General features: G+C 29.0%; 1 protein-coding gene. It reads right to left on the reverse strand.

The features are described 5' to 3' along the window. Positions 1 to 11 precede the first annotated feature (11 nt). Positions 12 to 2,541 (reverse strand): glycosyltransferase 61 family protein (locus V7149_RS25230; protein WP_335348310.1); only part of this gene is annotated, 2,530 nt, incomplete at its 5' end.

Below are 2,541 nucleotides of genomic sequence, written 5' to 3' on the forward strand. Positions count from 1 at the left end.
ATTTTTATCTTCTATATATCTTCATCAAGCAATGATGATATTATATTCTCTTTAATTCGATAGCCTGCATTGCCATCAAACGAATACAAATAATTATTAATCTGAGAGATTCTTTTATGATACAGTGGATCTTGATTATTGGATATTAGATCAATAAAATTCTTTATATCTTTTTCTTCTATCCCATTGTAATAATAATCAATGATATCTCCATCATCGTTTAATCCTCCCCCATTTATTTTAGGTAAATACATGATAGGCTTTCGAGTTGGAAGATATTCTAATAACAATGAAGAAGCATCCGAAATCAATGCAGCTGATACCTTAAAAGCTTGTTTATAATCATCAGATAAATCTAACATTACATTTTCAAGACTATTTACTTTTTTAAGAAATAAATTAACAAATTCTGTGCCCCCAAATTCCCGTTCAAGATTACCCAGTAATAAAGGATGAGGTCTTATTATTAAAAATATGTCGTTTCTTTCTTGGAAAATAGTCAAGAGTAGTTCTTGCCACTCTAAAAAGGTAGACCATTCATTCTCCTTTATCATATGGTGGGGATTCCAGAGAATTACTTTTCTATTTCCGATACACTCTTCTAGTTCACTTTCCACAATAAAGTTATCCAAATTGTATACCATGTCCATTTTAGGATGTCCGGTAACTACTACATGATTATCACCTTTAGGGCAGTACTTCTTAAACATTTCCTTATATCTTTCTGATCGAACAAAAACCTTCCATGAATTGGTACATGCAGGCAGTTTAAAATGGTAATCTATTACCTCTCCTCCAAGAATATCTAAACAATAATGTATATAGACAGTTCTTTTTACGAACTTAGTTATTTCCCCAAAGGAATACCTTACCGGCCTTGTTGAATCATAAGGATTTTGAAAAAATACTACATCTGGTTTTTCATTCTCTAGGTTGACATCATACCAGTATTTATACGAAATATTTTTTTTATCTAAATAGTCTCCGATGGATTCATTTTGTTTTTGATCATAATTATGATGGTAAAAAGGCAGCTGAACAATCTGTACTTCACATCTAGCGTCATCACAAAATGATTTCCAAACTGATTCAGTTGATGGCCAAATTGAAGGTAATTGAACTAAAAAAACTACTTTGATTTTTTTCCTGAATTTTGTTTTTAAACGAGCTATTATATGTTGAATTTTATTTAGTTCAACAAAATCTCCCTGCTGTTCTTTCTCTTCAAAAAGAATTTTAAATATTTCCCCAATAACAATATTAGTTACATACTTCCATTCATTAAAATCACTTATTGTTATGAACTCCTTAAGAACAGTCTTAATATTATTAAGGACACTCTTAATTTCAAAAAACTCGTTAATATCTTCTTGTAATAATTTATTTCTTAATAAAATATTAAGTTTATTACAGATAGTAATTGTATCATCACAATCAGTATCATAAGGATTGATAATTTCACGGAAATTATTTATTCCTTCAGCTACTAGTTGTAATAAATCCTCATTAGATCCCCATCTCTTTGTCAGACCAAGAGATTTCAAACTTTCATTGCAGATATTAAGATCGACTTTATAGTGTTCACTTGAGATAAATCTTTTCTTAGTAATTGTTTCTGCATCTAAATACAACATATTAAAGCCAAGAATATTTCCAATTGTTGAATATAAATAGAAATTATAGTCCTTTGGAATAATACAGATAATATTCACATTTTTAGGACAATATATTATGTTTGTAAATGCAGCTCCTGTGGCACCCGCAACAAATTCTGCTTGAGAAAAAATTTCAACTTGATCCTCAAAAGTCAATTCTTCTGGGAATACAATTTCAAAATCGTACTGTTTAAAAATTTCAACTACCATTTCTTCATTAATTAACCTTGAGTTACTTGTATTTTTCCTAGAGACAAATATCTTTCTATGTCCTTTTATGTTATTACCCTTTAATACACTATTTCTTACATATTCAACTGCAGAGTTAGAAATTATGAAGTCTTCAAATCTAAATTGTTCTCCCTCTTCTATATTAATAGGCATCCATGTATTACTTGATGGATAAATTAATTTTTTCACCGTATACATCTGATGCTTCTTAATCGGTATCACGGGATGATTATAAGTATTTAACGTATCTAACAGATCACAATATTGTTGAATATTTAATGCAGCCTCATCTATCAATAACGGAATATTTCGTAGTTCTTTAAATTGATCAACATATTGTATTCTGGATATTATTTCCATAGAAAAATGGTAGTAATTATAAGGAGCAAAACCAACTAATGAAATAGCTTCTTCTATTACTTCTTTTGAATTAATAAATTCAACTACGGCATACTTGTCATCAATGTTTCTAAGATTAGAAAATCTTAAGTCATATCTATTATTAATATCTCTCGTTGCTATATCATATAAGCAATATTCATTTGCTAATATTAAACTGTTTTCACCAATAATATTGACATTTTCCAACTCTGCTATATAAATTTCTGGGGATATAACCATTTCTGCTCTTTGGGTCTCATTACTTCCATAATAA

This window comes from Bacillus sp. JJ1503 (genome assembly GCF_036965125.1).
Lineage (GTDB): Bacteria > Bacillota > Bacilli > Bacillales > Cytobacillaceae > Cytobacillus.